A 19,538-nucleotide genomic window follows, 5' to 3' on the forward strand; every position below is an offset into this window, starting at 1 on the left:
GTTGGAGAGGTCCCGGGCGTGTGCGCTGGGGCCTCTTCCACACTCGTCAGATCACTTCCGAGGCGAAGCAAATCCCAGGATACGACCTCTTGTGGCCTAGGCCAGGCCCGAACTGCGTGACGAGATAGGGCAGTCGACTTGATCGTCTGTGAAGACCCGCGCGGGTAAGGGATGTTGGTCGAGAAAGTCGACAAAAAATTCCCTCAAACCCGATAGGCGACGCCACGCCCCCGACCTGCCAGACCGTACGGGATAGTCGGCTTGACCGTCTGTGAAGATCCGCGAAAGCCGACACCTCAAACCTGATAGGCGACGCCTCGTCCCGACCTGCCGGACCGTTATCGGTTTGTGATCACTTGCCGTTCTTCTTGCTGCTCAGGAACAGGGCGGACCCCAAGTCGGCAAGTATGCAGAAGGGCCCCGACCAGCGGCCAGGCCCCTCGGATCTACAGGTCAAGCGCTCGTGCGGGAGCGGTCTCCCCACCGGTCACTGTTCGTGATGTGGACCGTCTCGCCCTTGCCGGGCGACCTCTTCGCGACGAGCAGCAGCAGCGCGAACACGGCGACCGCCCCGCCGATGCCGGCCGCCGCGGCGACGACCTGGCTCAGCTCGATGAGGAACTGCCCCCGCTCCGACTCCCCCACCGAACATGCACGCAGCGAGCGGGTCGATGAGCGGCTGCGGGGCGAGATCACGGGACGGAGCCGGGACGGCCGGCTGCAGGGACGAACGGCGGACCCGACGAACCGGTCGAGAACTGCAGCGACACCTTGAGGATCTGCTGGGTTCTCGACGAGAAGTGCGAGGAGTGGTCTGGCCGTTCTCAGCCGTGCGGTGTCGCCGCGTCCGCCTTGTCGTTCCACACGATCCGCAGCCCACCGCGGGGTGCGGGGGCCGTCTGATGCCATCCGCCCGGGTCGTCGTTGTCGCCCGTCCTCGGGTGCCGTGCCTCGTCGTAGTGCCCCGCAACCAGGGCGCAGCTCATCCGGCCGCCGACGGCGTGCAGCACGGTAGCCGTACACAGGCTGTTCGGGCTCTCGCCGGGACGGCATACCGGGCACGGCACGAACTTCGGTTCCTCGTTGTGGTGGTAGCCGTCCCACCGCGTGTAGTCGGGAACGGTGCCGTAGCCACGGCACCGCCAGCCCTGCTCGACCTTCACCAGGTCCGGGTGCATGTCGGACGGCCCGATCGCGTCCACCTGGCAGTGCAGCGTCTGCTTGGTCCAGCCTCCCAGGGGCAGCGTCCGCGGCAACTCGCTGCCGAGGAGTCGGGACAGCTCCTCAGCGGTGAGTTCCTGGGCTCCAAGCCTGTTCACCGGGTCTCACCCCAGTAGCCGCGCAGCTTCCTGACATCGATGCCATCCCGCTCCGACAAGCGGGCCACACTCGGGTCGGCACTCCACACCGTCAGACCCGAGAACCGGCGGTGCACGGCGAGCAGTCGTTCCCGCTTCACCACAGCGCCGGGCCGGTGGTCCCCGCGGCCGCGCATGAACAAGAGCGTCGAGGACACCCCGTTGCGGCCCAGCCACACAGTCACAAGCTGCTCCAGGCGCCGGTCCGCACCAGTCATGATGAGGACGGCAGTCCCGCTCTCGTGCGCCGCGCGGGCCGCCTCCACGACGTGAGGGTTGGGCGGGCATCCGAGCATCGCAGCGTGGAACGCGAACGCGTCCCCGGCCAGGTTCCGGATGGTCGAGACATTAATGAGGCCGCCCTCCAGATCGAACGCCACCGCGGTGCGCGGCGGGGCAACGGCGGTGGTCACATGGTCCCCCTGGTTGTAGACGCGGATGATTTCGGCGGCCTTGGCCGTGCACGGCTGGCACTGCCCCCGGTGACTACATATCGCCGCGGCGAGCGCGTCGACCGTGCCGTGCGAGGCGATGTTTATCAGGGAACGGCCCTGGTGGCGGTCGCAGGGCTGCGTTTGACCTGGCCGTGTGCCGCATGCGATCAGTGCGATGACCTGTTCCAGCGCGACGCTGTCGAGGGCTTCGGCAACAGTGGTGTTCATCGGTTGCAGTCCTTCGGTGCACTCGATTTGTGGTGAGCGATGGTCTGCAGATCACTTCCGACCTGCTCATACGCCGTCTTCAACTGGCAGGCGGTGCACTGGAGGGCACGACCAGGCGGCCGGACCGCTCGGGCCGGGCCGGAGCCTTGACAGCAAGGGCTCTCATCGGCCGCGCCCGACGAGGAGGGGCACCAGGCCGGTGGACTTCGGGTTCTGCCGGTACAGGTTTCGGCGAGCGGCATGCACGGTCCGCCGGGCGAGGCACAGTTCGCCGGCCGGGACGTGACACTTCGTGCAGGGGACGGAGTACACACCGTGCCGGAACCGGGCCGCGGTCTCGTGCGCAGCATCGTGTGCGGCGTCCGCAACCGGGGACAGGATGAGGACGGACAGGGAGGACGTCTGAAGGGACACGGGCAGTCGGACATTCATGGAGGGGCATCTCCTCGTTGCGACGAGAGCGAGCCAGCCCTCATGTCCTGTACGTCGAACTGCCCCTCCGCGTTACGTTTTCGACGTGTGAGCTGCTCAGCGCGTCCGTGAGTTCGACTGTGACGGGGATATGCGGGTGAACACGGCGGCGGACGGCGCCCCATGGCAGAGGGCGGTCCCAGCAGATGCCCGTGATCGTCGTCCGCCAGAAGGTGACGCCCAGCGGCCGGTGAATTCGGCATGCCGAGGTCGTGGACGTATGCCTACGCCATCGGGCCTCAGCCCCGGACTGAAGGAACTGGGCGCAGATGATCCCAAGCATCCGGCGTTCTACACACGCACGGTCAAGGGCAATCTCGCGTCCCGCAAGCTCGCCGTCAAACACGGTGACCACATGAAGGGTGGCGTGCTCAACGACCGCGTGGAACTGCTCGCAGACCGGGCCGGTACCCCCTATATCGCAAACCAGAAGTTCACCGCTCACGGCCTCCGGGCGAGCCCGAACACCGACATGATCGTCGCCAAGGCATTCGCTGTCGCACCTCCACTTCAGAGTCGACGTCGACTACGTGATGCCCTTCCAGCGCCAGGGAGGTGACGCGGCGTGACCGCGCAGGCAGTCGACACGATATTGCGCCTCAGCGCGCCATTCCGGCCGCGTGGCGGCGTGCTGAGCCGCATACGTGGTCATCCGCAACTCGCGTGCTCCTGCGAGCAGTTCGTAGCCCTCCCAAGACGTCACGTCGGTGCCGTAGACGTCGCAGAACTGGGCGTACTCGGCGGGCGAGACGGCGCCGGTCGTCGTCATCTTCACCGCGGTGGACACGAGATCCCACTCTGGAGGACCGACAGAGACGCGCTCGAAGTCGAGCAATATCGACCCCTCTGCTGTACGGGCGACGTTCCCCACCCACGCGTCACCGTGCACGACGCATTCGGGCAGTCCCTTGGGGCGGCGTTGCCACCGTGCAGCAAGGTCCTCCAAGCGCTGGTGCAGCCAGTCGCGATCGTCGTCGGACAGGGACGTTGCTGCGTCGATTCGGTCGGCGACCCGCACGAATGGGTCGAGCTCGCCGAACTGTAGGTCGTCGGGGATCGGTAGTGCGTGCAGTGGTTTCAGGAGCGTGGCCACGTCGAGGACTGATCCGGCCTCGTGTTCCGGAAGTTCTTCCCAGAACGTGGCCGGTTGGCCGTCCGCGTCCACCGGCTGGTCGATGCGCAGTGGTCGGACGGCAGGGACCTGATTGTCAGCCAGCCACAGTGCCACGCGTACCTCGCGGGCCGCAGCGTCCCCTTGCCCGGCCCGCGCGATTCGTACGATCACGTGGTCAGGGAGGCGCCAGATTTCGTTTTCGGCGACGCGGATGGCACGGGCTTCAGCGGGGTCGAAGCCCGCGATGGCGCAGGCCCTTTCCAGTGCTGCGCGAGAAGGAGCCGAGGGGTTCGTCATGTCTGGAGAATGCCCTTGATCCTGTGACGTAGTTCCACGGCCGGTTCGAGAGTGCGGTGCTGAGCGGCATGCCGGCCGAGCTCTCTGAGATCGTCGGCTGCACGGCGGGAGGTGAGGAGCCCCGCGTCATCGAGGGCTCTATGCCCGATCTGTACGGCCTCTGCGGGGTCGCCCTTGGCCATGGTGAGTGACGCCAGCTTGGTGCAGGAGATCGCACGTGAGCGGTTCCACTGGGTTCCGTCGTGGCCTGCGACAGCGTCCGCGAAACGCCTCCGGGCCTGGCCCGGGTCCTGACGCATGTGCATGGCGATGTCGTACAGGGCGTGAGCGGTGTCTCCGGCGTGCTGCGCCCTGTCGTAGTAGGCCATCCATGGCGGATCGTTGGCCGGATCGGAGTGGGCGAAAGCGTCATCGGCTTGGCCCACCGCGGTGAGCGTGCCTGGAACGTCGTGGAGCTTCCCGAAGGCTCGGGCACGGGCGCTGTGCAGCATGGCCCTCTCGGTGGCCGTCAGCCGCTCTGCGCGCACCAGGCCGGTGTCCGCGTAGGTGAGACCCGTGTCGGGATCGCCGATCCAGATCGCTTGGCGCGCGAGGAAGCTGTATGTCTTGGCGCGCAAGTGCCAATCTCCGGCCTCGGTGGCACATTCCGAGGCGACTTTGAACGCGACGCGGGCGTCGTCGTGCGCGTAGGCGTCGAAGTGTGAGGCGCCGACGACTATGCCTAGTCGGGCAATGGCAGAGAGGAACGAGGCTTGGAACCGTTCGGGGCATCGGACGGACAGCAAGCGGACTGCCCACTCCATGCTGCGGCTCGCCATGATGCTGACGAGGCCGCCGCCGCCGTGCTTGTTGTCTGCGACGTGGAGAGCGTTGGCGGCGTAGTGCAGTTGCTCGATCTCGCGAAGGCTGATCACCCGCGGGAGATCCGGGGGTGATGCGGGGGCCACGAGGTTCGCCAGTTCACCCGGTGCGATCACTGCAAGGCTGCCGGTGACGAAGAATTTACGTCGGTCCACGTCGGGGCTCCTGGGTCGTGAGGCAGAGGGGTCTCTGCCCAGGATGCGGCCCGCGTGGACCTGAATGGTTCCTTCCAGGGGGGCGAAGGAGCCGTTATCCGCATCAGGCTGCTTTTTATCCGCATCGCCGAAGACCATCCCCCAGGCCCGGACGAGCACGCCGCCCGTCTCCAGGACGTCATCTAGACGCTCTGCGAGTTCGCGCTGACAGCGATAACTACCCTTCTCGATCTTTGAGATGACTGAAGGGCTGACCTGCGCCATCGGCCCTAACTGCGCAGCCCGGAGTCCATTCTTCCGCTTTCTCCAGTACCGCAGTTCGGCACCGAACCATTCCCGCGGTGAAGCATCTGGAGTGAGCGCCTTCTCTGGCTGTGGCATCGGGGTTCCTCGCCTCGCGATGCGGATTCCTCAAGTGTCCGCATCCGGATGTGCACGCGGGCCTCACGGCCTGACTGAATAGTTGCTGAACGGCTCCACACCAGTACACACCGCTGTCAGGCCTCGATGGAGAGGTTTTGCAGACCGAAGTGGATCTGAGAGATGACCGAACTTCTAGAACGGCACACCTCGCCAGCGACGGGTATGACCGCCATGGCACGTAGCACCCCAGGCACGTTCGAGATGGATTTCGCCGTGACTGCGAAAGCGGTGGGAGGCGCGAGACGGATTGTCGGTGAACTCGTCTGCCTGTGGGACCTCGAACCACTGGTTGATCGGGCCCGGCTCGCCTTGTCCGAACTGCTCACGAACGTCGTGAAGCACGTCCCGCCCTCCGGGAACACCGGGGCCCCGAGTGCCCGTCTCGTGCTGACTCGTGTTCCCGGAGACGGGCTGTTCTTGTGCGTCCACGACACGGAACCGGCTCCTCCCCGCATGACACTCGCTTCCCTCGACGCCGAGGACGGACGAGGCATGCACCTCGTCGCGGCGTACGCCGACGAATACGGCGTGACGCCGGCGGCTGATGGCGGCAAAGACGTCTGGGTCACCTTGTTCCACAACGAAACCCAGTAATCCATACACCACGCACTGGCGCCCCCTCACCTTCTGAGAAGGATCGATATGGAACACGTCCCGGCGCCGGCCCTGATCCCGGATGAAGGCTCCACCGGTCCCGCCTTGCCTATGGCGCATCGTCCGCAGTCTTGGCCGAAGTGCCTCGTCATCACGGAAGATACCGCGCTGGGCGCTCGGATGTTCGCGCGTACCCGGTTGGCGGCTGCGAGTTGGCGCGGGGACCAGGACGAGGCGGTTCGCATTGTCCACGAGCTGGTGGAGAACGCCGTCAGCCACAACGGGGTGCGTCCTCCCGGAGAAGAAATCGGCCTCGTCCTGTCCGTTGATGAAGACGAAACGCTGCGGATCGACGTGACAGACCTGAGCCCCAGGTTTCCGAACTTCGAGAGAGCGCTGGCCGCAGAGGATTCGGGTCTCGCCCGAGTGCAGCGGTTCGGCGGCGAACTCAGCTGGTTCGTCTCGGAGGACGGCACCACAAAGACCGTCCAAGCACGGATCAGGTACGGCCCGCCCGTGTCAGGCGGCACTCACTAGTCGGCCGCCGGGCCACAGCCGTTCACCTCTGGCTCCCCCAAGAGATCAGAGCTCTCTGGGTTGTCGCTCGGCGGCTCTCCACCCCCCTGTTTTGAGGACTCAACCCCCATGACCCTCTTACGCGCACCAGGCCAGTGCGCCTCTCTGCTTCACCCCCCTCGTTCGAAGCAGGGGCGCCCCGATGGTCAGAAGTGACATGAACTTGGCGATTCCTCACCCGGCCGGCCGGGACGCAGACCTGAGTCGCGCTCTGGAAGACCTCCGACTGGGCCGGTGGCTCGAAACGAAAACGCTGCTTCAGGACACGAATACCTGGGATTTGTGGTGCAGCCGCAGTCAGGTCCTCGGCCGCGGCGCAGTCGGAACGCGTGCCATTGCGGCGTGGTGCGAGGAGGAGCCCAACAACTACCTCGCATGGCAGATGCGGGCCCGCCAACGGTCCGAGAGCGTGGTCGTCGCCCACCGCAAAGGGGTGTCCGGGCGGGATCTCAAGCAGGCCGTCCTCGGGGCCCGGTACGCGTGTGACGTTGCTGAGGAGTTGTGGCCGGCGAGCCCCGTGGCGCACTTGAGCCGGATGGCTCTGGCGCAGGCGGACACCGACTGGCGGGATCCGCACAGCCCGATGAATTGGCTGGAACGCAAGGACATGCTGCCGATGGGGCCGTGGAGGCTGTGGCGCGAGGTGAACGAGCGGGACCCCAACAACCGGGAGGCGTTCCACCGGATGCTCGCCGTCTTCCGTGCCCGTGGCAATGAGCTGATCACCTTCGCGCAGTGGGTGGCCGCCAGAGCCCCCGTGGGGTCCCCGCTGAAGGTTCTGCCGCTGTACGCGTTCGTTGATCAGTACCGCAAGCAGTGGGAGGAGCGACAGACCCTGAGCGTGCTCGCGTACTGGTCCACCGAGGACAAAGCCCACTACGCACGCAGAGCGCTGGAGGACTGGTTCAAGGTGACCCAGCCCGCGCAGGAAGAGCCGGACACCAGGTCGCTGCTCGATCTGAACCACCTCGCCCAGGGCTTGACGGCCACGGGTGTCGGCCGCGCGGCTGAGGTGTTCGAGGCGATCGGCCCTCACGTGACCACCGCTCCTTGGTCCCAGGTCGCCCATACGCCGGAGGAATGGAGCGAGGAATTCCTCAAAGCCCGCCGCCCTGCCCTCAGAGACCGGAGCCGCCGATGACCATCCGAGGCCCTCCACATCCCGCTCGCGGCCTCCAGGCCCGCCGTCACATCCCCTTCGACCCGTTCAAAGGAATTCCCCGTTGCACTTACAACGCCTCACGCGCAAGCCGGTCCGTGCCGCCCGCTGCGTGTTCCGTATCTCGCTGGCCCTGCACCTGGCCGGCGGCGTGTCCCTGATCTTTCCGGGCCTCTCCTACAGCGCATCCGTCAGCACACGAACGCTCTGCCCGCTTCCCTCCTCGCCGGAGGTTCACGGTGCTGTTCAGACGATCGACTAGCGAGGTACTGGCAGGCATGGCCGAACTGCGCAGGACCGGCTACCCGCCTCTACTCGCGCTGATGTTCAGCCCCTTCAGCAGCCTGACGTTCATCACCAAGGGCCTCCCTGATGACGCTGCCGCCACTCACTCCCCCTCCACCCCTTCCTTCTCCTCCGAGGTGCCTGATGTCGCACAGACGATCAACTAGCCGCCGTCCGCTCGACGACGACGCCGCGCTGCGCGGGCACGGCTACACGCCCGAGCTCAAGCGCGGTATGGGCGGCTTCGGGAACTTCGCGGTCAGCTTCAGCGTGATCTGCGTCCTGGCCGGCGGCCTGACCCTGTTCGGCTACGGCCTCAACACCGGCGGCCCCGCCGTCATGCTGTGGGGCTGGGTCGGCATCGGCCTCATGACGCTGATCCTCGGCATGTGCCTGGCCGAGGTCACCTCCGCCTACCCCACCTCGGGCGGCCTGTACTACATGGCCCACCGCCTCGGCGGCCCGCGCTGGGCCTGGGTCACCGGCTGGCTCAACCTGCTCGGTCTGCTCGGCGCGATCGCCGGGATCGACTACGGGTGTGCGCTGTTCGTCGGGGCGTTCGCGAACCTGCAGTGGGGTCTGGTGCCCACGCCCGAGACGACGATGCTGATATTCGCCGGCATCCTGCTGTTGCACGGCACCCTCAACACGCTCGGGGTGCGCCTGGTCACCGTCCTCAACTCGATCTCGGTGTGGTGGCAGCTCTTCGGTGTCGCGCTGATCGTCGGACTGCTCACCTTCGCGCCGGGCGAGCGGCAGAGCGCGGACTTCGTGTTCACGCACTTCAACAACGGCACCGGCTTCGATAACCCCGTCTATGTGGCCGCGTTGGGCTGCCTGCTGGCCGCGTACACGTTCTGCGGCTACGACGCCTCCTCCCACCTGTCGGAGGAGACCAAGGGCGCACAGATCGCAGCGCCCAAGGGCATCGTCCGCGCCATCGCCTGGTCCTGGGCAGCCGGCTTCGTGCTGCTGGCCGGCCTGCTGTTCGCGATCGAGGACTACGCGGGCACCCTGGGTACCAGCACCGGCGTGCCGCCCGCACAGATCTTCATCGACGTCCTGGGCACCGGCGTGGCCAAGGGCCTGCTCCTCGTGGTGATCGTCGCGCAACTGTTCTGCGGGAACGCGGAGACGGCCGCCGCATCGCGCATGGTGTACGCGTTCTCTCGGGACGGGGCCCTCTACGGTTCCGCGACCTGGCGCCGCGTCAGCAGCCGCACCAAGACCCCCATCCCCGCGGTGTGGCTGTCGGTGGGGATCGCGCTGCTCCTGGCACTGCCCAGCCTGTACTCGCCGACCGCCTACGCCGCCGTCACTGCGATCAACGTCATCGGCATCACACCCGCCTACGTGATCCCCGTCTACCTGCGGCGCCGCCACCCGAAGAAGTTCACCCCGGGCCCCTGGCACCTGGGCGCCTGGAGCAAGCCGCTCGGCTGGATCTCGGTCGGCTACGTGAGCGTGCTGACCGTCGTCTTCTGCCTGCCCCAGGCCTCGCCGATCACCGCAGAGTCGTTCAACTACGCGGGCGTCGCCCTCGCCGTAGTCCTGTTCATCGCGTGGCTCACCTGGATCACCAAGGGCAAGCGTTCGTACACGATCCCGAAGCTCGGCAGTGACGCCGAGACCATGGCGCTGTCCGAGGGCGTGATGTGATGACCGACCAGACCAGCCGCGCACCCCTCTACGTTGTACCGCCCCCCTTCCTGACGCCGGAGGAACTCGACGGCCTGGTACGGGACCGCCAGATCACGACAGTGATGGTTGCCGTGCCCGACATGCTGGGCCGTCTGAAGGGCAAACGCCTCGATGCCCAGACGTTCCTGGACCGGCTCCCGGGCGGGCCGGAGATGTGCGCATACGTGTTGGCCACGGACCCGGACATGACCCCGCAGCCGGGATACCCCCTGACGGGCTGGCACGACGGGTTCGGTGACCTGCGCGTCGTCCCCGACCGGGGCACCATCCGCCGCTTGAACTACCTGCCGCGCACCGTCCTGGTGCACGGCGATGCCCTCCACCCCGACGGCAGCCCGGTCGAGATCGCGCCCCGGCAGATCCTCAAAAGGCAGATCGAAAAGCTCGCAGCGCTCGGACTGAAAGCGAAGGTGGGCATCGAAAGCGAGTTCATGCTCTACCGGCACACCGCGGCGCACGCACGGCGCCGCAGATACCAGGGCCTGACGCCCGTCTCCCCGCACAACCTCGACTATGCGCTCGATCATCCTCCTGCCCTGAGCGCGTTCTTCGGCGACCTCCAGGAAGCCCTCCACGCGGCGGGCGCCCCGGTCGAGGCGGTCAAGACGGAAGGTGCACCCGGGCAGGTCGAGGTGACATGGCCGTATGAGGACCCCTACGGGGACCCGCTGCGAGCCTGTGACGCCTACACGGTCCACCAGCACGCCGTGCGCCAGATCGCCGCCCGGCACGGCATGGTCCCGACGTTCATGGCCGCCCCGCAAACCGGCCTGGCCAGCGGCATGCACCTGCACGTCTCCCTGTGGCGCGGCGACTTTTCGGCGTTCCACACCCTGCGGCCCGACGAACTGCCCGCGCTGCTGCAGCACTCCGTTGCCGGACTGGTCGCAGGCCTGCCGCAGCTGGCGCTGCTCCACGCCCCGAACTCCAACTCGTACAAGCGGTTACGGCCGCACTCGTTCGCTCCCACGACCTCCACCTGGGGGCACGACAACCGCACCTGTGCCGTGCGGATCACTGGCCACGAGACGAACCCGCACCTGGAGAACCGGGTGGCAGGCGCTGACGCCAACCCCTATCTCGTCATGGCCGCAACACTCGCCCTGATGATCGACGGTATCCGCAACGAGCCGAAACTGCCGGAGCCCTGCACCGGTGACGCCTACACCCTGACCGACCCGGTACGGCTGCCCCGCACCCTGGACGAGGCACTCACCGCTTTCGCGGGCAGCAAGATCGCGCAGGAAGCTCTCGGCTCACTGGTCGTGGACCACTACACCCACGCCGGCGAGCTCGAACTCGCCGCGGTCGAAGGCCAGGTCACGGACGTAGAGCTGCAGAGGTGGTTCGACCGTGCCTGATGACATGGCCCCCAGCCCTCGCGCGATCGCCCGCGCGGCGCACCCGCATCTCCGGATCGTCACCTACAACACGCTCAACGGCGGCCGTAACAGTGACGGCTCCTATCACCGGCTGACCGCCCAGATCGACATGCTCCAAGAGCTCGACCCACATGTGGTGTGTCTGCAGGAGGCCAAACGGTGGGAGAGGAACGGCGGCCACTGGATCAATCTGATCGCTGCGGCGCTGAAGATGGAGGCCCGCCTCGCTCTGTCAGCCAGCCATGGATGCCACCTGGTCACGCTGGTCCGACCGCCGGGAATCCGCTTTCTGCGCTTCTACCCGGACGTCGCCGAGGGGAACTTCCACCACACGGTCTCGCGCGCCGACCTCCAGGTCGACGGGGTGGACGCGCCGCTACGCGTACTGCACACCCATCTCGACCCCTTCGACCCGGCCGGCCGGCTGGCCGAGGCCAGATGGCTCACGCAGTACGGCGACCGGGATGACACCCTCCTCGTCGGCGATCTCAACTCTGAGGCTCCCGGCGATCCCGAGCCCGACACCTGGAACTGGCTTCCCCCGACGCAGTATTCGGGCAACCGGATCCAGCATCCGGACGGCAGCTACGGAGGCCTGGACCGGCGGGCGATGAGTGCACTGCTGGCTGCTGGATTCGTCGACCCCGCCGCCGACCTGGAGCTGGAGTTCGCCAGAACCGCCGGCCACTGGGGCGAGGACGGCCGTGATCACCGGTCCGACTACATCCTGCCCTCACGGAACCTCTTTTGGCGTCTGCGGTCCTACACCGTCATCGACACACCCCGCACGCGCGGCCTGGCGGACCATCTCCCGGTCGTGGCCGACCTGTACGCAGAGCCCCGACCGGCCGACGCACCATCACTCCTGGAGGGGCCGTGAACTCCTCAAGCCCTCCGCTCACGAGCGGGACGACCGTGCCTGACGACATCGCCTCCACCCCTGGCGCGATCGCTGACGTCCTGCGCAAGGAAATCACCGACGGCACCTGGAAAGCGGGCACCGTCCGCAGCATCAGCGAGATCGCCGAGCACTTCGCCACCACGCGGTACTACGTCAACATGGCCGTGAGGCTGCTCCGCGACAGCGGCATCGTCGACACCTGCAGCGGTGGTCGAGGCGGGATCGCACCACAAGGCGCCATGCCGCCACAGTGGGACGGCCCCGGCAGGACCGACATCCAGACAACCGTCCGCAGGCGCATCGGTGACGGCACCTACCCCGTCGGAGTATTCATGCCGACCCTGACCACCCTGGGCACAGAGTTCGGCGTATCGAGAGCCACCATCCATATGAGCCTGCACGCTCTCCGAGACGAGGGCATCCTCTCGACTTCCGGCGGCCGCACCCTGGTCGTAAAGGGGCTCCCCTCCGGGGCCGGCGAGAGCGACCAGGCCGCGGCCGGACACCACGCCACCGATCCGGAGCCGGAACGGGAGCTCGACTGTGCCTGAAGATTCCACCGCAGTGCTCCCGCTGGCCGATACGCGGCCGCGCCGTCTGCTCGGGCACCTGGCCGCCGTACTGACCCTCGCGTGCCTGTGCATGCTGGCCTCGGGCGCGGTGCACGTGTCGCGCATGTACGGCGCCCGATGGGAACCGCACGAACTTGAGTGGATCGACGTCGCCGGGTTCATCACCACCATCATCGCGGCGGTCTGGCTCATGCGGCTCGTGGTGAGGCGGTCGCCAGTGCGCGCAGGAGCCGCAGCGCTGATCCTGGGCAACACTGCCGTGTTCGCGTCCATGCCCAACCCCCCCTGGCCGGACCTGGGGCAGCCCCTGTTCGGATGCACGGTCGCCTGGCTGGCCCTGGAGATCTGCCGCGCCCACGGTGTCGTGCCGGACAACGGATTCCCCGCCGCGCCGACGCAACGGCTGCGCCTGTGGCATGCCACCGCGCTGTCAGCCGTCTTCTGCGCGGCGACCGGGCTCAGCTTCGGCTACCTGGTGCTCTTCTTCCGCTGGCTCAGCATCGACGGCATCCCGGTCATGCAGGACAGCCAGCTGTCCACCCTCGGTATCAGCGGCCCGGCCACGATCGGCCTGGCCATCGTGTACTCCGTGATGATCGAGGACGTCGTGATCGTCGCGGCCACGGCCGCGCTGATGACAGCCGCCAGCAGACCCCGATGGGAGATCTACACCCTGGTCTGCGCGCTTGAGGTCGCGATGCACGCCTACTTCGGGCTCCCCGCCATCGGGGCGATCATCTTCGCCGCGGGACTCCTGTGGCTGTACCTGCGCCACCGCAGCATCCTGCCCCTGATGGCCGGACACGCCCTGTGGAACGCCAAGGACTTCCTTCCCTGGATCCCTGCCGCCTACCGGTTGCCGTTGCTGTGGTGCGTCCTCCTCCCCGCCGTGCTCTACCTCGACCACCGGCTGAGCGCGGCTGCAAAGAAGGAGAAGGAGATGCAGCGGAGGCTCGACCGTGCCTGAACAGGTGAAGGCAGCCATTCCAACGGCCGACCCGTGCGGGTCTGCCGCAGCACACGCGTAAGGGAAGTCCCACATGCCGCGCAGGAAGATCCTGACTCGTCTCCTCTCCATCGTGCTGTTAAGCAGCCTGATATCGGTGCTGATGGCCTTCTGGTCCGGTACCTGGCCGGATCAGCGTGTGGAAGCAGCGACGTACCTCTAGCCGCGAGAGCGCCCCTTGGGGGCCTCTTCCGTGACGGCGGCGGCTCATGCCGTCGCCCCAGGGTGGTGCCCGGTGTCGGCGCCGGGCACCACCCACCCCCTCCCATCCGCTATGCCCCTCCGAGAGACCTCATGCGTACTTCATTACCCCGCTCCTCGCTCACGAGTCGGCAGCCCGCCTTATCGGTGCCACACCTGACTGCAGACGCGATTGCCCTGCTCGTTCTGGCCGCCGGGCCCACCGTCCTTCTGGCCGTGCTCGACAGCGGCACTCGGTTCGCCGGCGTGACGTGGCCCCCCGGCGCAGACGACCTCTACACCACCGTGCGCCGCGCAGCCGCTCTCTTCCAGCTGATCTGGCTGGGCTGGCTCCTGGTCGCACGACTGACGGTGCCCGGCCGCGTTCCCGTACGACGAGCCGTCCTGGCTGTGCTGCTGACCATCCTGGGCATACCGGTCATGACCGGGCCCGTGTTGCAACTGCAAGCGCACACGCAGATACCGATGATGACCTTCACCACCGGGCTCCTGCTCCGCACCGTCCTGTTGGCGTGGCTGGCCTGGGAGGTCTGCATGCGGCACGGCATCCCTCTGTCACGCCCCCTGAATGACAACGAACGCCTGCACCGCTGGCGCACCGAGTTCGAGCACCTCGTGACGGTGTGGACGTGCATCACCATCGGGACCGCGCTCACGACGGCGGCGGTGCTCGTGCTGCGGTGGACCGGTCCCGGCTGGATGCCCGTCATGCGGACCTCTCAGGCGAGCGCGCTCGGCGCCGACAGCCGCACTGACCTGCTCCTCGCGCTGCCCTGGGTCATCGTCATGGAAGGTGTCGTGATCGGCACCGTCGCGCTCCTGCTGCACACCGCGGGGCGGCCCACCTGGCAGATCTACACGGCCGTCGCCGTCCCCGAGATCCTTTTCCACGCCTATTTCGGCATTCCCGCGCTGATGATGGGCGTCTACGCGCTGCTGTGCACCCGCTTCTACCTGCGGTATCACCGCGTCGGCCCGCTGCTGCTCGGACACGCCCTCTACGACGTGGCCGGCGTACTCGTCATGCCGCTGCCGCTCCTCTACCGCATCGTCCCCGGCATCGCGCTCGTGACCGTGTGGGCGGCCGCCGAGCACTGGTTGTACGTAAAGAAAAAGCCGCTTGCCCCTGCAGGAGCTGCAATAGCGGTGACTGCCGCCCCGCGCTTCAGGCCCCCCAGAACAGCCCTGCGCCGCTCCGCAAGAAGGAGATCGCTCATGAGGAATTCCCGCCGGTCCTCCCGGCCGCACCACATCCCGATGCCGGGCGAGAAGGACGGTGCGTCATGAGCACAAGAATCATCGCGCTGTTGTGGAATTTCGAGAATAACGGTGGCGACAACCGTGCCAAGCGGGCACGGGCCCACAAGAGGCTGGCGTCCCTCCGTCCGCATCTCGTATTCCGGCAGGAGATGCCGGCCGCGGACCTCAACGGCAAAGCGGTCATGTACGAGCTGGAGGCCATCCTGCACTTGCGCGGATGGCTCGGCGCGAAATCGTGCACCGCGCTCTTCGCCCACCCGGACTACTTCCAACCCGTGGAGGAATTCCCGCCGTTCGCCTCCGGGCCGGTGACCCCCGCACCCTCGTGGGAACTGCCGCCCACCGCGCTCGCCATGCGCTACCTGCCGGCCGGTCCCGCTGCCACCCCGCTCGCCCTGGGCTCGTACCACCTTGACTACTCATCCAGCGATCAACGCCTCACCGAGGCGCACTGGCTGTCCAGGTTCGCCGACAAGAGGTGGACCACCCCGGAAGGCCAGACCGTACGGATGCCCTGCCTCCTCGGCGGGGACAACAACAGCTATCCCGTCCCCGGCACCCCAAGCGACCCCCCGCTGCCGGTATTGGAGGACATCCAGGACCGTCGCCACCGCCTGCACCGCTCGTACGTCGGTCCGGACGGCAAACGACGGATGGACGACCGCCCCGACGAGGCGCTGCGCACCGCCGGTCTGGAGGACGTGGCCCGATACAGAGCGGCGACCTACGGGGAACGAACCGCGGTCACCCGCACGGTCAGCGGCTGCGCCACACACGGGCCGGACGCCCGCATCGACCGCTACTACGCCACCCCCGACGTAGCGGAGGTGGTGCTCAGCGTCGATGTGATCGAGGTGCACGAAAAGGAATCCGACCACCACATCGTCAGGGCCGTCCTCGACGGCGACGGCCTTTCGGACGTCCTCAACCCGGCACGGGGGTTCGATCGTGCCTGACCTCACCGTTGCTGAACACGTCCGGGAAACCGTTCGTACGCGCGTTGCTGACGGTCGGTATCTGCCTGGGGCACGTTTGCCCAGACAAGACGAACTGGCCCGCGAGTTCCGGGTGTCGCAAGACGTCGTAGGTGATGCACTCAAGCCCCTCAAGGCCGACGGGACGCTCCACCGGGTTCCTGGCAGCGGGACCTACGTGACAGCTCCGGACCAGGGCTCACACCGAGGGACCCTACGCGGCCCCGTTGAACGGGCCGTCCGGCAGCGGATCAAGGACGCCACATACCCAGCCTCGACGTGGATTCCGACACTGCGCGACCTCGCCACCGAATTCGGGATCTCGTACACGACTGTCTACGTGGCTCTCGCACCGCTGAAAGCCGAAAGACTCCTCGGCGTCGAAAGCGGCATGACATACGTCATCGACCCGACAGATCCCACCGCGTTTCCCGACACGCCACCTCCCCGCCGCAAGAAGTCCAGGAGGAGCGGCGGGACGCCCGCCACGCAAGGCGCGCACTCCTACTCGGAGACGGAAACTGCCGCGCTACCAAGAGTGGACAGCACAGTCCCGATGGACGTCGACAGCACCGAAAACGGCGAATACCACAGCCCCAGCCAGCACGGTATGCAGGAGCCCGCATGACCAACTTCGAAGTTCTTGACGAGACCCGCCGCCACCCAGAGCTGCGCGACCGGGTGCTCGAAGTCCTACACACGGTGGCCCCGCACGTGGCGGAGACCACCGGGCTCCCCTTGCCCGCACAGGTCCGCTACCGCCTGCTGACCCCGAAAGTGTGGCGCGAGGAAACCCGGCTGAACACACAGCGCGTTCTGGCCCGGGACATAGCCGACCTGGATCTGACACCACCGGAGATCAAGGCAACCCGGGCAGTACTCAAGATCACGGGATGCGGCCTGACCTTGGTCTGGCCCCTGGTGCTCGGCAGCACCCAAAGGGCCGCCGACGGGCAGCGCGAGACCATCATCACCCCCAAGACCCTGCGCCACGCCGGGCTGCTGGCCGACGGCCCCGCCCTCCACCAGATGGTGGCCCACGAGTTGGTCCACCACCTGCAGGCCGAAGCCCGTAGCGGCGCGGTCTGGAAAACCTTCTTCCCCGGCAAGCGCGACCTGGAAAACATCCCGCGCGAGAGCTTCACACTCGCCCTTGAAGGCCATGCCACCTGGGCCGATCGACAGGTCACCCGCCATCTCTTCGGCACGCCGGCCGATCACCGGCTGGCACGGAAATCCTGGCGCTACCGGCTCCACAAGAACATTCCCGGCATTCACCACCTCGGCCCCGACCCTGAAGCCTACGAACAGGGAGCAGCCCTGATCCAACTCCTCATGGAAGCCCACGGCACGCACGGGATCAACCGAATCTGGAAGGACGCATCCCTCCTTCCCACTACGAAGGAGATAGCGGACCCCGACGCCTGGGTCCACCGCCTTCAGGGCTGAGCCGCAGTTCTCGATGCAGGGCACGGGCGTGCCGTGAAACGGCATGTCCGTGTCCTGCACCGTGCGGACCGGTCGGGGCGGCCACACCCGCGTCGCTCGTCGGCGGGCGACGCGGGCCCCGGCAGCCGACCGGCTGCTCCAAGAGCACACCCTCACCACCCTGCTGGCCGTTCGGAAGACCGAAGTCCCGTGCCCAGCCCACCGAACGGCACTGCCGCGCTCTTCGTGCGATCGGCCCTCACCGGGCACGCACCACATCCGGATCGACCAACCAGGAGGACAGCAGACATGACCGACCTCGGAATTCCGGCCATTCCTCGACAACAGCACACGCCAATCGGCGGAGGCGTCGGCTACGCCTTCAACGGACAGCACTTCACGATCGACGCAGACACCGACCTCGACTCGGCTGTCGCAACACTCGACCGTCCGCTCTCGGTGATCGTCCAGGTCACCAAGCGCTGCAATATGGACTGTGGGTTCTGCTCCGAGATCCTGCAGATGCCGGACCCCACACTCGGGCAACTCGCCGCCATGCAGCACAACCTCAGCGGCGTGAACCGGGTGTTCCTCTCCGGCGGCGAACCGCTGTTCCGCAAGGACTTCGGCGATATCGTCGACATCTACCACGACGGTGGGCACATCCTGGCCGTCCCCACGAACGCCGTGTACGCCAAGCACCACGCTGCCCGCATGGCCGGGAAGGTCGCGTACGCCAACGTCGGGCTGGAAGGCCCCCGCGCGATCACTGCACGGCTGCGCGGCGACTACGACCAGATCATGCCGGGAGTACGGGTCTTCCAGGAGCACGGGATCCCGCTCGCCATGTCGGCCGTCGTTCTGCGCTCCGGTCTGTCCGCCCTGCCGTTCACCGTCCAGATCGGCGACGTCCTCGACGCCGGCAAGGTGAAGTTGATCCTGCCCCTGCGCAAGGGCAACGCCCTGAACCTGCCGGAACACGAGTTCATCACCGAGGCCCAGGCGCTGGCCGCGTTCTCGCGCCTCCAGGAGAAGGCTGCGGAACTGCAGTGGTCGCCCGCCCTGCGGATGACGACGTGGACCGCCGAGAACGAAGGCCACATGATCGTTGTCGAGCCGAACGGCACGGCGCGCGCGTGGCCGGTGTATGACGCGAAGGACCTGTGGGAGGACCTGGGCAACGTCCTGGAGGAGCCGGTCACGGAGGTCTGGAAGCGATACCGCTTCAAGCGGAACCACGTCTCCAAGTACGTCGGCAGGTCGATCCACGCCACCCCGCAGGGCGCCCTCACCGGGAAGAAGTGACGATGCGGGCCTACACCAATCTCCTGCGCCCGGACACCCCGTTCGGGTCGGTCACCGACCCCTGGCGGCGCCCGACGAAGTGGCTCGCCTCCCTGTCCCTGCTGTGGGGCGAGGCGGACGGGGACGAGCCACCCGTCATCATGGCGGCCGGCATCGTGGTCATGTCGGTCTACCGCACCCGCACCCGGGCTGTCTCCGCGCCGCTGGCCCAGTTCGGGTATCACGTAGTGGTCCCCGAGGAGGTTGGCGAGAACGCCAGAATCGTCAAGGTTCTCGACGACGTCCTGGTCCAGGCCCGCCGTGAGGCGCTGGTCATCGCCTGGCACAACGCAGCCGACGACCTGCACGTCTTACAGCGGCTCCCCCGCTCTGAGGGGGAGCCGCGGCATGCGGGCGTCACGGCCGTAGCCGAGGCGTGGAGCAACCGCACCGCACCGGAGCGGTCGACTGCCCGCTGCGTGGACTCCAGCCACGACCTCGGCCCCGCGGCCGGGCATGTCAGCGAGACCGCGGCCGAGCACGATCTGGAGCCCATGAAGGAGTTCGCCGGCGCCGCTCAGCAGGAGGCGGCACAACTCGCCTGCCAGGCTCTTGCCGAGAACCGTCCCGGGGACTACTCCCCTGATGCCCTCGCGGCGAGTGTTCTGACGTCCGCCGTCTCGACCGCGCTCCTCGGCGGCAAGCACACCGAGCGGCTGATGTGGCGCCCGCCGCTGAGCATCTTGGAGTTCGTCGCGGCCGTCGCCTGGGAAGTGGCGCCTTCGCTGTTCTCTGGCGTGGCGCCGTCCACCAGCGAGTAGCGTCCGGCGGGGCCGCACGCACCCCCGTGTGCGGCCCCGCCCTACGACAGGAA

At 67.3% G+C, this 19,538-nt stretch carries 22 protein-coding genes; 16 read left to right on the plus strand and 6 right to left on the minus strand.

The features are described from left to right. Positions 1 to 453: 453 nt before the first annotated feature. The 4 genes from ACZ60E_RS33210 to ACZ60E_RS33225 all read right to left on the minus strand — a co-directional run bounded on the left by ACZ60E_RS33210 (position 454) and on the right by ACZ60E_RS33225 (position 2,452). Entirely contained in the window at positions 454 to 696 is a 243-nt protein-coding gene (locus tag ACZ60E_RS33210; RefSeq protein WP_469445255.1) for a hypothetical protein, read from the minus strand. Positions 697 to 824: 128 nt separating this feature from the next. Beyond that, positions 825 to 1,319, minus strand: a complete 495-nt coding sequence (locus ACZ60E_RS33215; protein ID WP_469445257.1) for a hypothetical protein — start codon at positions 1,317 to 1,319, stop codon at positions 825 to 827. Beyond that, on the minus strand, positions 1,316 to 2,020 hold the full coding sequence (locus tag ACZ60E_RS33220) for an HAD family hydrolase (RefSeq protein ID WP_469445258.1): 705 nt from the start codon (positions 2,018 to 2,020) through the stop codon (positions 1,316 to 1,318). Before ACZ60E_RS33220 ends, ACZ60E_RS33215 begins: the two co-directional genes overlap by 4 nt. Positions 2,021 to 2,182: 162 nt before the next feature. Next, the gene (locus ACZ60E_RS33225) at positions 2,183 to 2,452 is read right to left on the minus strand and encodes a zinc finger domain-containing protein (RefSeq protein ID WP_469445260.1); all 270 of its coding nucleotides are present in this window, start codon (positions 2,450 to 2,452) and stop codon (positions 2,183 to 2,185) included. 259 nt (positions 2,453 to 2,711) lie between these two features. Here ACZ60E_RS33225 and ACZ60E_RS33230 point away from each other — a divergent pair, with 259 nt between their 5' ends. After that, on the plus strand, positions 2,712 to 3,050 hold the full coding sequence (locus tag ACZ60E_RS33230) for a hypothetical protein (protein WP_469445262.1): 339 nt from the start codon (positions 2,712 to 2,714) through the stop codon (positions 3,048 to 3,050). On the opposite strand, the gene ACZ60E_RS33235 is transcribed toward ACZ60E_RS33230, so the two are convergent. Together ACZ60E_RS33235 and ACZ60E_RS33240 are read right to left on the minus strand one after the other, a co-directional pair. Next, the gene (locus tag ACZ60E_RS33235) at positions 3,018 to 3,902 is read right to left on the minus strand and encodes a phosphotransferase family protein (protein WP_469445264.1); all 885 of its coding nucleotides are present in this window, start codon (positions 3,900 to 3,902) and stop codon (positions 3,018 to 3,020) included. The genes ACZ60E_RS33230 and ACZ60E_RS33235 overlap by 33 nt on opposite strands. Beyond that, on the minus strand, positions 3,899 to 5,299 hold the full coding sequence (locus tag ACZ60E_RS33240) for a helix-turn-helix domain-containing protein (RefSeq protein WP_469445266.1): 1,401 nt from the start codon (positions 5,297 to 5,299) through the stop codon (positions 3,899 to 3,901). Before ACZ60E_RS33240 ends, ACZ60E_RS33235 begins: the two co-directional genes overlap by 4 nt. 162 nt (positions 5,300 to 5,461) lie before the next feature. Between ACZ60E_RS33240 and ACZ60E_RS33245 the strand changes: the two genes are divergently transcribed. From ACZ60E_RS33245 to ACZ60E_RS33315, 15 genes are all read left to right on the plus strand, one after another. Beyond that, complete coding sequence (locus tag ACZ60E_RS33245; protein ID WP_469445268.1) at positions 5,462 to 5,935, plus strand: ATP-binding protein; 474 nt, start codon at positions 5,462 to 5,464, stop codon at positions 5,933 to 5,935. Positions 5,936 to 5,983: 48 nt separating this feature from the next. Beyond that, entirely contained in the window at positions 5,984 to 6,472 is a 489-nt protein-coding gene (locus ACZ60E_RS33250; RefSeq protein ID WP_469445270.1) for an ATP-binding protein, read from the plus strand. A gap of 448 nt (positions 6,473 to 6,920) precedes the next feature. Then, positions 6,921 to 7,652, plus strand: coding sequence for a hypothetical protein (locus tag ACZ60E_RS33255; protein WP_469445272.1), 732 nt, complete (start codon positions 6,921 to 6,923; stop codon positions 7,650 to 7,652). Between the two features lie 296 nt (positions 7,653 to 7,948). Next, the gene (locus tag ACZ60E_RS33260) at positions 7,949 to 8,122 is read left to right on the plus strand and encodes a hypothetical protein (protein ID WP_469445274.1); all 174 of its coding nucleotides are present in this window, start codon (positions 7,949 to 7,951) and stop codon (positions 8,120 to 8,122) included. Further along, on the plus strand, positions 8,100 to 9,614 hold the full coding sequence (locus tag ACZ60E_RS33265; RefSeq protein WP_469445275.1) for an amino acid permease: 1,515 nt from the start codon (positions 8,100 to 8,102) through the stop codon (positions 9,612 to 9,614). Before ACZ60E_RS33260 ends, ACZ60E_RS33265 begins: the two co-directional genes overlap by 23 nt. Continuing rightward, positions 9,614 to 11,017: a glutamine synthetase family protein gene (locus ACZ60E_RS33270; RefSeq protein WP_469445277.1), complete on the plus strand. Its 1,404-nt coding sequence runs from the start codon at positions 9,614 to 9,616 to the stop codon at positions 11,015 to 11,017. Before ACZ60E_RS33265 ends, ACZ60E_RS33270 begins: the two co-directional genes overlap by 1 nt. Then, positions 11,010 to 11,918 (plus strand): endonuclease/exonuclease/phosphatase family protein, encoded by a 909-nt coding sequence (locus ACZ60E_RS33275; protein WP_469445279.1) that lies wholly within the window; start codon positions 11,010 to 11,012, stop codon positions 11,916 to 11,918. Before ACZ60E_RS33270 ends, ACZ60E_RS33275 begins: the two co-directional genes overlap by 8 nt. Beyond that, the gene (locus ACZ60E_RS33280) at positions 11,915 to 12,490 is read left to right on the plus strand and encodes a GntR family transcriptional regulator (protein WP_469445281.1); all 576 of its coding nucleotides are present in this window, start codon (positions 11,915 to 11,917) and stop codon (positions 12,488 to 12,490) included. Before ACZ60E_RS33275 ends, ACZ60E_RS33280 begins: the two co-directional genes overlap by 4 nt. After that, a complete protein-coding gene (locus tag ACZ60E_RS33285; protein WP_469445283.1) occupies positions 12,483 to 13,478 on the plus strand; it encodes a CPBP family glutamic-type intramembrane protease in 996 nt (331 codons plus the stop codon). The genes ACZ60E_RS33280 and ACZ60E_RS33285 overlap by 8 nt, the downstream gene beginning before the upstream one ends. A 486-nt stretch (positions 13,479 to 13,964) precedes the next feature. Then, on the plus strand, positions 13,965 to 15,005 hold the full coding sequence (locus tag ACZ60E_RS33290) for a hypothetical protein (RefSeq protein ID WP_469445285.1): 1,041 nt from the start codon (positions 13,965 to 13,967) through the stop codon (positions 15,003 to 15,005). After that, positions 15,002 to 15,934 carry an endonuclease/exonuclease/phosphatase family protein gene (locus tag ACZ60E_RS33295; RefSeq protein WP_469445286.1) on the plus strand — a complete coding sequence of 311 codons (933 nt, stop codon included), beginning with the start codon at positions 15,002 to 15,004 and terminating at the stop codon, positions 15,932 to 15,934. The genes ACZ60E_RS33290 and ACZ60E_RS33295 overlap by 4 nt, the downstream gene beginning before the upstream one ends. Next, the gene (locus tag ACZ60E_RS33300) at positions 15,927 to 16,580 is read left to right on the plus strand and encodes a GntR family transcriptional regulator (RefSeq protein ID WP_469445287.1); all 654 of its coding nucleotides are present in this window, start codon (positions 15,927 to 15,929) and stop codon (positions 16,578 to 16,580) included. The genes ACZ60E_RS33295 and ACZ60E_RS33300 overlap by 8 nt, the downstream gene beginning before the upstream one ends. After that, a complete protein-coding gene (locus ACZ60E_RS33305; RefSeq protein WP_469445289.1) occupies positions 16,577 to 17,401 on the plus strand; it encodes a zinc-dependent metalloprotease in 825 nt (274 codons plus the stop codon). Before ACZ60E_RS33300 ends, ACZ60E_RS33305 begins: the two co-directional genes overlap by 4 nt. Before the next feature lie 288 nt (positions 17,402 to 17,689). After that, positions 17,690 to 18,685 carry a radical SAM protein gene (locus ACZ60E_RS33310; protein WP_469445291.1) on the plus strand — a complete coding sequence of 332 codons (996 nt, stop codon included), beginning with the start codon at positions 17,690 to 17,692 and terminating at the stop codon, positions 18,683 to 18,685. A gap of 2 nt (positions 18,686 to 18,687) precedes the next feature. Next, a complete protein-coding gene (locus ACZ60E_RS33315; protein WP_469445293.1) occupies positions 18,688 to 19,485 on the plus strand; it encodes a hypothetical protein in 798 nt (265 codons plus the stop codon). Positions 19,486 to 19,538: the final 53 nt, after the last annotated feature.

The organism is Streptomyces sp. NPDC102514, from assembly GCF_055584525.1.

Coding starts and splice junctions, on each gene's coding strand:
- ACZ60E_RS33295 (WP_469445286.1), top strand. CDS start 15,002: ATGAGCACAAGAATCATCGCGCTGTTGTGGAATTTCGAGAATAACGGT.
- ACZ60E_RS33245 (WP_469445268.1), top strand. CDS start 5,462: ATGACCGAACTTCTAGAACGGCACACCTCGCCAGCGACGGGTATGACC.
- ACZ60E_RS33250 (WP_469445270.1), top strand. CDS start 5,984: ATGGAACACGTCCCGGCGCCGGCCCTGATCCCGGATGAAGGCTCCACC.
- ACZ60E_RS33225 (WP_469445260.1), bottom strand. CDS start 2,452: ATGAATGTCCGACTGCCCGTGTCCCTTCAGACGTCCTCCCTGTCCGTC.
- ACZ60E_RS33265 (WP_469445275.1), top strand. CDS start 8,100: ATGTCGCACAGACGATCAACTAGCCGCCGTCCGCTCGACGACGACGCC.
- ACZ60E_RS33310 (WP_469445291.1), top strand. CDS start 17,690: ATGACCGACCTCGGAATTCCGGCCATTCCTCGACAACAGCACACGCCA.
- ACZ60E_RS33260 (WP_469445274.1), top strand. CDS start 7,949: ATGGCCGAACTGCGCAGGACCGGCTACCCGCCTCTACTCGCGCTGATG.
- ACZ60E_RS33220 (WP_469445258.1), bottom strand. CDS start 2,020: ATGAACACCACTGTTGCCGAAGCCCTCGACAGCGTCGCGCTGGAACAG.
- ACZ60E_RS33315 (WP_469445293.1), top strand. CDS start 18,688: ATGCGGGCCTACACCAATCTCCTGCGCCCGGACACCCCGTTCGGGTCG.
- ACZ60E_RS33235 (WP_469445264.1), bottom strand. CDS start 3,902: ATGACGAACCCCTCGGCTCCTTCTCGCGCAGCACTGGAAAGGGCCTGC.
- ACZ60E_RS33305 (WP_469445289.1), top strand. CDS start 16,577: ATGACCAACTTCGAAGTTCTTGACGAGACCCGCCGCCACCCAGAGCTG.
- ACZ60E_RS33230 (WP_469445262.1), top strand. CDS start 2,712: ATGCCTACGCCATCGGGCCTCAGCCCCGGACTGAAGGAACTGGGCGCA.
- ACZ60E_RS33270 (WP_469445277.1), top strand. CDS start 9,614: ATGACCGACCAGACCAGCCGCGCACCCCTCTACGTTGTACCGCCCCCC.
- ACZ60E_RS33240 (WP_469445266.1), bottom strand. CDS start 5,299: ATGCCACAGCCAGAGAAGGCGCTCACTCCAGATGCTTCACCGCGGGAA.